This is a genomic window from Mesorhizobium sp. M2C.T.Ca.TU.002.02.1.1 (assembly GCF_003997225.1).
The window spans coordinates 1-10233 of the sequence record NZ_RZTO01000142.1 but is presented as its reverse complement, the minus strand read 5'-3'; the positions used below and the strand labels follow the sequence as shown (position 1 = coordinate 10233).

General features: G+C 64.3%; 9 protein-coding genes. 3 read left to right on the top strand and 6 right to left on the bottom strand.

The window, feature by feature from the left end; translation table 11 throughout:
* Positions 1 to 2113: NADP-dependent malic enzyme (locus EOD07_RS10420; protein ID WP_164772157.1), on the top strand; the 2113-nt coding region annotated here is incomplete at its 5' end.
* Positions 2114 to 2206: 93 nt separating this feature from the next.
* On the opposite strand, the gene EOD07_RS10415 is transcribed toward EOD07_RS10420, so the two are convergent.
* The 3 genes from EOD07_RS10415 to EOD07_RS10405 form a co-directional block, all read right to left on the bottom strand.
* On the bottom strand, positions 2207 to 3328 hold the full coding sequence (locus EOD07_RS10415) for a porin (protein WP_127235377.1): 1122 nt from the start codon (positions 3326 to 3328) through the stop codon (positions 2207 to 2209).
* Between the two features lie 372 nt (positions 3329 to 3700).
* Complete coding sequence (locus EOD07_RS10410; protein WP_127235376.1) at positions 3701 to 4411, bottom strand: antitoxin Xre/MbcA/ParS toxin-binding domain-containing protein; 711 nt, start codon at positions 4409 to 4411, stop codon at positions 3701 to 3703.
* A 363-nt stretch (positions 4412 to 4774) separates the two neighbouring features.
* Entirely contained in the window at positions 4775 to 5767 is a 993-nt protein-coding gene (locus EOD07_RS10405; RefSeq protein WP_073987724.1) for an adenosine kinase, read from the bottom strand.
* Positions 5768 to 6045: 278 nt separating this feature from the next.
* Between EOD07_RS10405 and EOD07_RS10400 the strand changes: the two genes are divergently transcribed.
* Together EOD07_RS10400 and EOD07_RS10395 are read left to right on the top strand one after the other, a co-directional pair.
* A complete protein-coding gene (locus EOD07_RS10400) occupies positions 6046 to 6948 on the top strand; it encodes an EamA family transporter (RefSeq protein WP_040988614.1) in 903 nt (300 codons plus the stop codon).
* A 154-nt stretch (positions 6949 to 7102) separates the two neighbouring features.
* Entirely contained in the window at positions 7103 to 7798 is a 696-nt protein-coding gene (locus EOD07_RS10395; RefSeq protein ID WP_127235375.1) for a sulfate transporter family protein, read from the top strand.
* Here the strand turns inward: EOD07_RS10395 and EOD07_RS10390 are convergent.
* From EOD07_RS10390 to EOD07_RS10380, 3 genes are all read right to left on the bottom strand, one after another.
* Positions 7795 to 8601, bottom strand: a complete 807-nt coding sequence (locus EOD07_RS10390) for an oxaloacetate decarboxylase (RefSeq protein ID WP_040988613.1) — start codon at positions 8599 to 8601, stop codon at positions 7795 to 7797. The genes EOD07_RS10395 and EOD07_RS10390 overlap by 4 nt on opposite strands.
* Before the next feature lie 79 nt (positions 8602 to 8680).
* Positions 8681 to 9535, bottom strand: a complete 855-nt coding sequence (locus EOD07_RS10385; protein ID WP_127235374.1) for a hypothetical protein — start codon at positions 9533 to 9535, stop codon at positions 8681 to 8683.
* Between the two features lie 70 nt (positions 9536 to 9605).
* On the bottom strand, positions 9606 to 10223 hold the full coding sequence (locus EOD07_RS10380; protein ID WP_245470018.1) for an HAD family phosphatase: 618 nt from the start codon (positions 10221 to 10223) through the stop codon (positions 9606 to 9608).
* Between the last annotated feature and the right edge of the window lie 10 nt (positions 10224 to 10233).

The following is a 10233-nucleotide window of genomic DNA, read 5'->3' as shown; positions in this document are numbered from 1 at the left end:
CGCCATCGCTGAGGATCCGAGCCGCGCCTTCGACTATACGGCGCGCGGCAACATGGTCGCCGTCATCTCCAACGGCACCGCCATCCTCGGCCTCGGCAATCTCGGCGCGCTGGCCTCCAAGCCGGTGATGGAGGGCAAGGCGGTGCTGTTCAAGCGCTTCGCCGATGTCGATTCCATCGACCTCGAAGTGGCGACCGAGGACGCCGACGAGTTCATCAATTGCGTGCGCTTCCTCGGGCCTTCCTTCGGCGGCATCAATCTCGAGGACATCAAGGCGCCGGAATGCTTCATCATCGAGCAGCGGCTGCGCGAGCTGATGGACATTCCCGTCTTCCATGACGACCAGCACGGCACCGCCATCATCTCGTCCGCCGGGCTGATCAACGCGCTGGAGATCACCGGCCGCGACATGAAGACCACGAAGCTGGTCTGCAACGGCGCCGGCGCCGCCGGCATCGCCTGCATCGAACTGATGAAGGCGATGGGTTTTTCGCCGGAAAACATCACCCTGTGCGATACCAAGGGCGTGGTCTTCCAGGGTCGCACCGAAGGCATGAACCAGTGGAAGTCGGCGCACGCGGTCAAGACCGAGGCGCGCAGCCTGGCCGAGGCGCTGGATGGCGCCGACGTCTTCCTCGGCCTGTCCGCCAAGGGAGCGCTCACCACCGCCATGGTGCAGTCGATGGCCAAGAACCCGATCATCTTCGCCATGGCCAATCCCGACCCGGAGATCACGCCCGAGGAAGTGGCCGAGATCCGCACCGACGCCATCATGGCGACCGGCCGCTCGGACTATCCCAACCAGGTCAACAATGTGCTGGGCTTCCCCTACATCTTCCGGGGCGCACTGGATGTGCGCGCCACCACCATCAATGACGAGATGAAGATCGCGGCCGCCAGGGCGCTGGCAGAGCTGGCGCGCCAGGACGTGCCGGACGACGTCGCCGCCGCCTACCAGGGCAACCGGCCGAAATTCGGCCCCAACTACATCATCCCGGTGCCGTTCGACCCGCGCCTGATCTCGGCGATCCCGCTGGCGGTGGCGAAGGCGGCGATGGACTCCGGCGTCGCCCGCAAGCCGATCCTCGATCTCGACCGCTACGCGCAGGAGCTGTCGGCCCGCCGCGACCCGATCGCCTCGACTTTGCAGCGCATCTACGACCGCGTGCGCCGCCAGCCCAAGCGCATCGTCTTCGCCGAGGGCGAGGAAGAGCAGGTGATGCGCGCCGCCGTCTCCTATGTGAACCAGAAGCTCGGCACCGCGATCCTGCTCGGCCGCGACGATGTCATCAAGGACAATGCCAGGAATGCCGGCGTCGACCTGAACAAGCCGGGCCTCGAGATCATCAATGCCAGGCTGTCGCGCCGCAACGGCATCTACACCGACTATCTCTACGAGCGCATGCAGCGGAAGGGCTTCCTGTTCCGCGACTGTCAGCGCCTGATCAACAACGACCGCAACCATTTCGCCGCCTGCATGGTGGCGCTGGGCGACGCCGACGGGATCGTCACTGGCGTCACCCGCAATTATTCCACCGCGCTCGACGACGTGCGCCGCGTCATCGACGCCAAGCCCGGCCACCGCGTCATCGGCGTGTCGATCGTGCTCGCGCGCGGCAGGACGGTGCTGGTCGCCGACACCGCCGTGCACGACATGCCGAATGCGGAACAGATCGCCGACATCGCCGAGGAGGCAGCCGGGTTCGCCCGCCGCATGGGCTATGAGCCGAGGCTCGCCATGCTTGCCTATTCCACCTTCGGCCATCCGCAGGGCGAACGGTCCGAGCGTGTGCAGGAAGCGGTGCGCATCCTCGACAAGCGCCGCGTCGATTTCGAGTATGACGGCGAGATGGCGGCCGACGTGGCGCTCAACCCGCGCGCCATGGCGCAATATCCTTTCATCCGCCTGACCGGACCGGCCAATGTGCTGGTGATGCCGGCATTCCACTCGGCCTCGATCTCGACCAAGATGCTGCAGGAGCTCGGCGGCTCGACCGTCATCGGCCCGCTGCTGGTCGGCCTCAACAAGCCGGTCCAGATCGTGTCGTTGAACGCCAAGGACTCCGACATCGTCAACATGGCGGCGATCGCGGCCTACACGGCGGGGAATTGACGGACAACAGTCCGACCGTTTCTTTTGCTTGAGCCAAAGCAAAAGGCCCGCGGCAATGCCGCGGGCCCTTCCTTTTGAGATATTTAGGTTCGATCAGAAGGTGCGCTGGAAGCGGACGATGCCGCCCCAGCTGTTCTTCTTGTCGGCCTTGGTGAAGTTGAAATCGTCGGCCTGGCCGAACTTGCCGTCATGGTAGTAGTCAACTTCGGTCGTGACCGTGAAGCCGGGAACGGGCGTGTAGGCTACGTTTGCCGCGACAGCGAGGTTCTTGGCGTCGTCGGCCGAGACCTGGAGGTTGAAGGCGGTCTTGGGGTCGAATTTGTAGGTGCCGCCGCCCCAGACGGCCCAGTTGCCGCCCCAGGGCTTGTAGAAGCCGCGACCCTTGGCGTGGTCGACGAAATTGTCGTCGGTGCCGTAGCCGCCCATGATGAACAGCGACAGTTCCTTGGTGACGTTGACGTCCAGGCGAACCTTGCCGGCCACTTCCTCGTAGTTGCTGTCATAGGCGACGACGCCGGTGATCGCGCCCCAGTCGCCCTTGTACTTCAGGCCGCCGACGACATGCGGAACGTAGCTGTCGATCGTGCCGGCGATGAGGACGGCGCCGCTGCTGCTGGTGACGTCGGCACCCTCTTCGAGCGAGACCACGCCCGAGAAGCCGCTGCCGGCGTCGAAATAGTAGCTGACGACGTTGGTGACCTTGATGCCGTACGGGATGATCGTGTCCTGCACGACGTTGCCGGCATAGCCGATGAACTGGTCATAAGGCGTCTCATCCACACCGACGCGCAGGCCGCCGAGCTGGACCCAGCCGAATTCCAGGTTCACCGCCGACGCGCCATCCTTGAAGTTGAAGCGGGTCTCGGTATAGGTCTTCAACGTGCCAAGCTCCGTCTCCTGGCCGGTCCAGGTCCTCAGCGCGAAACGGGCGTTCTTTTTCCAGCTGTTCTGCGGGTCGCCGTCCATGACGTCCTTCGTCTTGCGGCCGTCGAGGGTGCCGGGATCGTCGAAGCCGGCGTCGTAGCGGATATAGCCGCCGACGCGCAGGCAGGTCTCGGTGCCCGGGATGTAGAAGTAGCCGGCGCCATAGACGTCGCAGATCTTGACGTATTCGGCCGGTTCCGGCTCGGCGACGGTCACCGCGTCGGCGGCGCGGGCGCCCGAAACTGCGATCAGGGCCGCAGCGGAGCCGAGAAGAAGGCTCTTGATGTTCATTTTCTTGAATCTCCAGTCAAAGGTTCAAGACAGGCCTGACATGCCGTTCGGCTTTTGCCACCCCCGTCCCCATCGTTGAAAAAGTCGCGCACCGGCGCCGCTTCTTCGCCTTGGACATGGCTTAATCGGCCGTCACGTACAACAGAGATTGTGTCTGAAAGGCGGCTTTTTGACTCTTAGGAAGGTCTTGTTGCCAAAACATCACGTCATATATTTGTAAAAATGGCACATATTGCACACTCTATACAATGGAAACGCGTAGAAAGGTGCGGAAATGTCCCAAATGTGCCAATTATTACAGATTTATGACAATGAGTTTGCCGGCTAAATTTACAAGCCGGATAACGCGAAAATGCGACTCCGGCAGAAAGGTCAGGACAGGGCGCGGGCGGCGCGTATAACGTCCTCGACCATGTCTTCCCTCAGCATCTCGATGGGGACGCGGCCGTCGAGCTCGGGCGAGGGCCGGCTCAGCCAAAACCAGGCAAGCCTCGGATTGGCGATCGCCGAAAGCACGTCGCCGATCCCCGGAACCGGCCTGCCATCGACGAATTGGGTCAAGGGGAAGACATGCTTGCGGCCGCCCTTGCGCAGGGCGACGACCTCGCCGCGCCTTTGCCAGCGATGCAGCGTGGAGCGCGGGATGCGGAGCTTTTCTTCCAGATAGGTCGAGCCGGCGACCTCGCCGGCCCAATCCTCGATCAGCATCGATTGGAGCTCCGCGGCTCGCTCGGCGATCGGCTGGACCGCAGGCTTCCCTGTCTCCGATTGCAGTGGCAAGCGCTCAAGGGCGCGGTCCGATGTGGCCGAACCGTCGCTTGCGGTCTTGTTCGTCATCACGCGAAAGAAGTCGGAGGCAAGGTCGGTCCACTCACCCTTGAACGAGCTGATGGCAAGGCGCTGTGCCGGCGGCAGGAAGGGAAGGGCGGCAGCCACATGGCCCGCGATCCTGCTTGCCGAAGCCAGCGCCTCGGCATCCAGCATGACGCCATGCCGCATCAGCGCCTGTCGCACGGCTTCGGCCATAAGCCCTGCCAATGCCTCTTGTGAAATCCCGTCGGACGGGTTCTGGAATCTGCTCATGAGTCTGTCTTGCGGCCCGCGCTCCTCCCCAGGCGCCGGCGGTTGGCGAAAACCCTATCGCGGAAAATAAGAAACGCGACGGTATCGGGCCCCGCGGCCCGGCAGCTTGCTGGCTTGCATCTTCACACCCCTGGTTTGGCATGCCGAAATGTCAGTCGCGGAACGCCCCACACTGCCTGTATGAGCGCTCTATGACAGGCGTGCGACAGCTGGCGCACTACCTTTTCCCCTTGTGGGAGAAGGTGGATCGGCGCGCAGCGCCGAGACGGATGAGGGATGTTCCGGCTTGGCGCAGTTACGCCGAATTGCGAAGAGCAATTCGGGGCAATCCGACCTTTCCCACAAGGGGAGAGGTAAGAGGTGCTACAATAGCCCGGCCTGCTCGGCCTCGCGGCGCAGGTTCTGGCGTGGGCGCGGGCCGATCTGCTGGATCACCAGCCCGGCGGCCAGCGAGCCGAGGTCGCCGCAATCCTTGAGGCTGCGGCCGGTCGTGTAGCCGTAGAGGAAGCCGGCGGCATAGAGGTCGCCGGCGCCGGTCGTGTCGACCAGTTCCTTGATCTTCGTCGCCTCGATGGTGACGATCTCGTCGCCGCGCACGATCACCGAACCTTTTTCGGAACGGGTGACGGCGGCTATTCTGCAATCCTTGCGGATGGCCGCGAGCGCCTCCTCGAAAGAGGCGGTCTGGTAGAGTGACTTGATCTCGTGGCTGTTGGCAAAGACAATATCGACGGTGCCCGACCGCATCAGCTCGAGGAACTCGTCGCGGTAGCGGTCGACGCAGAAGGAATCCGACAGCGTCATCGACACTTCGCGCCCCGCCGCGTGCGCCAGCCTGGCGGTCTGCCGGATCGCTTCCTTGGCGCGCGGCGGATCCCACAGATAGCCCTCGAAATAGGTCACCTTGGCGCCGGCGGCCTTGTCGGCCTCGACGTCTTCCGGGCCAAGCTCGACGCAGGCACCGAGATAGGTGTTCATCGAACGCTCGCCGTCTGGCGTGACGAAGATCATCGAGCGCGCGGTCGGCGGTTCGCCCGCGAGCGGCCTGGTGTCGAAGGCAACGCCCTGGGCGTGGATGTCATGGGTGTAGATGCCGCCCAGCGCGTCGTTCGACACCTTGCCGAAGAAGGCGGCGCGCCCGCCGAGACTGGCGACCCCGGCCGCCGTGTTGCCGGCGCTGCCGCCGGAAGCCTCGATCGCCGGTCCCATGCGGCTGTAGAGTAATTCGGCGCGCCTGGCGTCGATGAGGTTCATCGCTCCCTTGATGATGCCGTTGGTCTCGAGAAAGGCTTCGTCGCACTGCGCGATGATGTCGACAATGGCATTGCCGATGCAAAGCACGTCATATTCCGGCATCAAAATCTCCGCCAAGGGCCAATCAGGCTTCCGGCCGGCTATCTGGCATGCTGGCCGGGCGCGGGTCTAGCGACTTGGCGCTGCTTTGCCTACCCCGAAAATCGCCATCGTCTTTCGTGACGCCGGCCCCGGCGCCGATTGTTCGCCGGCTGCGGCAGCGTTCGCATCGAACTGGCTCATATCAGCGGGGGCGCTGGCGACTATGGTTCCGCCGCGATCGAAGCGTCTTTGCGGCATGGTGAGCTACAAGCGGATCGTTCCCGCGACGGAAGGCAGAAATGTCCGAAAAGACCGAAATGTCCACCGACCTCGCGCTGCTCGGCGTCCTGGCGGTGCTGTGGGGCGCTTCCTACACCTTCATCAAGATCGGCGTCGAGACGATCCCGCCCGTGACCTTCATCGCCGCCCGGACCCTGATCGCCGGGGCCATTCTCCTCACCGTCATCCGCTGGCGCGGTCTTGCCATGCCCGCCGACCCGGCGACATGGCGCCGGTTCGCCTTCCAGGCCTGTCTCAACAGCGTCGTGCCGTTCACGCTGATCGCCGCCGCCGAGCGCTCGGTCGATGCCGGCCTCGCCACCATCCTCAACTCGACGTCGCCGATCTTCACCTTCCTGCTGACGGCATTGATCACGCGCCATGAGCCCGTAACGATGCGCAAGCTGGTCGGCGTCGGCGCCGGCATCGTCGGCATCTGCCTCATCATCGGCACGCAGGCGCTCGGCGGGCTTGGCCATCAATTGTGGGCGCAGCTTGCGATCGTCATCGCGACGGTCTCCTATGCTGGGGCGGCGATCTTCGGCCGCGGCTTCAAGGGCCTCGATCCGATGATACCCGCCGCGGGTTCGATGCTTTGCGGCGCCGTCATCCTTGTTCCGCTGAGCTTGGTCGTGGACCAGCCGTGGACGCTTGCGCCGTCGGCCGCATCGATCCTGGCCCTGCTCGGCCTGTCGGTCTTCTCGACGGCGCTGGCCTTCGTCATCTATTTCCGCCTGATCCACACGCTGGGCTCTGTCGGCACCACCTCGCAGGCCTATCTGCGCGTGCCGATCGGCGTCGGCATCGGCGCCGTCTTCCTCGGCGAAAGCCTCGGGGCCACGGCATGGGTCGGCATGGCCTTCGTCGTCGCCGGCGTCGCGGCCATGACCATTCCGGCACGGCAGGTCAAGCTTGCGCGATAACGCATCTCGCCCAAAAGCGTGGCGCGGTTTTGGGATAACCGACATGCATCGAGACAAAAGCCGAACCGCGTCGACGCGACGCGCTTTGGTTGCGTCCGGGAAGAAGCCCGCCTATCTCGGGGATGACATTTCTCGATAAAGGCCTGGACCTGCCGTGATCCTAGACGCTGCCCGCGCCGCCGCCAGCCGGCTGTTCTCGCCTGAATTCCGCTCCGTCTTCCTGAAGACGCTGGGGCTCACGCTGCTCGCTCTGCTGGCGCTGTGGCTCGGCCTGGAGAGCCTGCTCGAATGGCTGGCCTGGCCATGGCTGCAAACGCTGCTGCCGGGCCTGCCGTCCTGGGCCGGGTGGCTGGGCGGCATCATCGCCGGCATCGTCCTAGCCGTGGGATTGGCCTTGCTCATCGCGCCCGTGACGGCGATCGTTGCCGGCCTGTTCCTCGACGATATCGCCGAAGTGGTCGAGCGCACCGACTATGCTAACGATCGGCCCGGCCGCGCCGTGCCGGCGCTGCATTCGCTGGCGCTGGCGATCAAATTCTTCGGCGTCGTCGTCCTCGGCAACATCGTCGCGCTGCTCCTGCTTCTGGTGCCTGGCATCAACATTGCCGCTTTCTTCATCGTCAACGGCTATCTGCTCGGCCGGGAATTCTTCGAATTCGCCGCCATGCGTTTCCGCCCCGAGGCCGAGGCCAAGGCGCTGCGCCGCAAATATGCCGGCACGGTGTTCCTGGCCGGGCTGGTCATCGCCGTGTTCCTTGCCGTGCCGCTGCTCAACCTTCTGACGCCGCTCTTCGCGGCCGCCATGATGGTGCATCTGCACAAGGCGGTCTCGGCGAAGGAGCCGGTTTAATCGGTGTCGCCGCCGCGAAACAGCGCCTGCAGCTTGCCGAACGGCATCGCCGCGCGGGTGAAGCCGAAAGTACCGTCCTGCTGGATTTCGCGCGCCGCCGTCTCCAGCATGCCATAAGCGAAATTGGTCAGCCACGGTCCGAGCGAGATGCGTTTGACGCCGGCCATGGCAAGGTCGGCGATGGTGAAACCGGGTCGGGCCATCACATTGACCGGCCGGCTCACCGACGAGCAGATCGTGCGCACCATTTCGACGTCGCCGATGCCCGGCGCATAGAGCACATCCGCGCCGGCCTTCTCGAAGGCCTGCAGCCGCTTTATGGTGTCGTCGAGGTCGGTCTTGCCCCACAGGAAATTCTCGGCCCGCGCGGTGAAGACGAAATCGTGCTTGAGCGCCCGGGCCGCCTCGACGGCGGCCGCGACGCGTTCCACGGCGTGCGAGAAATCGTAGATCGGGTTGGCGGGGTCGCCGGTGTGGTCCTCGATCGAGCAGCCGGCAAGACCGGCGGCTTCGGCCGCGAAGATGGTCTCGGCGGCCTGCTCGGCGCTGTCGCCCTTGCCGCGCTCCAGATCGGCCGAAACCGGCAGGTCGGTCGCCGCCGTCACCTCGCGGCAATGATGGATCATGGCCTCGAAGGTCACGGCGCCGTCCGGCAGGCCGCGCGAGAAGGCGAAGCCGGCGCTGGTCGTCGCCAACGCCTTGAAACCGAACGAAGCGAGAAGCTTGGTCGTGCCTATGTCCCAGGGGTTGGGCATGACGAAGGTGGAGGCATGCAGATCGCGAAAAATCTTGCCCTTGTCCATGGCGGATCCTCAATCATGATCGGGGTTGTGAGGGAAATCTATCGCGGTCGCTCGAACCGGGCAAACGAATGCGTCCGGCTCAGAAGCGTTTCTCGTTCTCTGCTGACAAACGCTTGAAGGCGTCCGAGCCCGCCACGTAGCGCGACGTCTGCCTGTTCCAACGGTAGGTGACGGATATGTCTTTTGACGACGCCTTGGGTGGCGCGTCGTCGCAGCTTTCCCCGCTCGGCACCGTTGCGTCGGTTACCGTGACCTTGATGGCCGCATGGGGCTGGCCACCCCCAACGACGTGGAACGCGATATCCTGCTTGCGACTATAAGCGCATAGCCTTTCATCGAACGTGTAGATCATGTCGATCAGCTCGAACTTGTCGTTGCGCACCATGATCAGCGGCGTGATCACATAACCCTGGCTCGAATTGAAATGCGTGCTCATGGTGATCAGCACGTCGTCCCCGGGGCCGACTGGCAGTTTGTTCGGCTCGCGGAAATAGGTGCTGCGATCGACGGCGACATTGACGGCATCGAGCAGCGCCGGCTTGCCGGCCAGATCGTAGAGCGCCAGCACAGCATAGCCTTCGGCACTGTCGGGAGAGTCGCCGAGATCGAACAGCATGGCCAGCCGGTCCTTGCCGCCCGCCTTGATGGCGAGCACGGCGGCGTTGGGCAGGCTCGATGTCTCGGGCGGCGAGCCCCCGCTATCCGGACCCGCAATGTGGCGCATCTCGATCGGCAAGGTGCCGTGGTATAAGCCGTCGGCATTCGACGCCATGTCGGGGATGACCATCCTGGCGAGATCGAGATAGGTGACGTCCTTCTGGCCCGGGATGGCGCTGCCAAGGTCCGGAAAGCTGACCTCCTCCGCGCCCGCCGAGGCCCATGGCCAGGACAGCAGCACAAGAGCGAGGGCGAGGCGAAGCAAAGTGGGTTTCATGCGTGGGCAGCTTCTTGTCCGAGGCATGCAGGCTAGCACGGAAGATTTCGCCGTACAGCCGAGTGTCCGATCAGCGGATCGGCACAAGGCCTGCCAGTTCGCGCATGTCGTCGAACAGGACGCCGCCGGATGCCGCCAGGCCGTCGCGGTCGGAGAATGGATCGGCGTGGTAGGAGAACACCCGCATGCCGGCGGCGATGCCGGCCTTGGTCCCTGCGACGCTGTCCTCGATGACGATGCAGTCGGCCGGCGCGAAGCCCATCGTCCCTGCCGCATGCAGGAAGAGGTCCGGGAAGGGCTTACCCCGAGAAACCATGGTGGACGAGAACATCGCATGCTCGAACAGCGGCAGGAGCCCGGTCTGCCCGAGCGTGATGTGCATTTTCGACACCCGCGCCGAGGAGGCGACGCAATAGTCGATGCCGGCCGCGCGGACTGCCTCGACGAACTCACGAACATAGGGAATTGCCTCGACGCCGTGCGAAAAAAGGTCCGGCAGGCCGGCATTCCAGCGCTCGACGAAGTCGGCGCCGAGCCTCACCTCGGTCGCCTCTTCGATCTCCTTCTGCACCGAGACCATGCTGCGGCCGGAGAAGTTCTTGCGGCAATATTCGAATGTGGTCGCAAAACCGGCGGCGGTCAGCCATTCGGCCAGGCGCCGGTTGGCAAGGTTCTCGGTGTCGACCAGGACCTGTCTC

Bases quoted from the DNA above. Each gene is read 5' to 3' on its own strand.
- EOD07_RS10405 (WP_073987724.1), bottom strand. From the start codon at position 5,767: ATGCCGGAATATGACGTGCTTTGCATCGGCAATGCCATTGTCGACATC.
- EOD07_RS10385 (WP_127235374.1), bottom strand. From the start codon at position 9,535: ATGAAACCCACTTTGCTTCGCCTCGCCCTCGCTCTTGTGCTGCTGTCC.
- EOD07_RS10390 (WP_040988613.1), bottom strand. From the start codon at position 8,601: ATGGACAAGGGCAAGATTTTTCGCGATCTGCATGCCTCCACCTTCGTC.
- EOD07_RS10400 (WP_040988614.1), top strand. From the start codon at position 6,046: ATGTCCGAAAAGACCGAAATGTCCACCGACCTCGCGCTGCTCGGCGTC.
- EOD07_RS10415 (WP_127235377.1), bottom strand. From the start codon at position 3,328: ATGAACATCAAGAGCCTTCTTCTCGGCTCCGCTGCGGCCCTGATCGCA.
- EOD07_RS10410 (WP_127235376.1), bottom strand. From the start codon at position 4,411: ATGAGCAGATTCCAGAACCCGTCCGACGGGATTTCACAAGAGGCATTG.